1 pseudogene is annotated in these 224 nt (G+C 68.3%); it reads left to right on the forward strand.

What is annotated here, in order from left to right:
• Positions 1-224, forward strand: a pseudogene (locus AF337_RS45840) (TetR family transcriptional regulator); the annotation flags it as partial.

Genomic DNA, 224 nt, shown 5'->3' on the forward strand with positions numbered 1-224 from the left:
GTCTTCCGCCGCGAAATCGATGCCTGCGCCGACGCCGCGCCGATCCTTGCAGCCGAACATGCGCCGGGCGAGGCACTGGCCAGATGGATGCAGCGGTTCGTGGATTTCATCGCGGCCAAGCGCGGGCTTGCGGCGGCCCTGCACTCCGGCAACCCGGCCTTCGATCCCTTGCCCGCCTACTTCCAGCAGCGACTGCATCCCGCCCTTCGTTCGCTTCTCGACGC

This window comes from Rhizobium ecuadorense, assembly GCF_001187535.1.
GTDB classification, from domain to species: Bacteria; Pseudomonadota; Alphaproteobacteria; order Rhizobiales; family Rhizobiaceae; genus Rhizobium; species Rhizobium ecuadorense.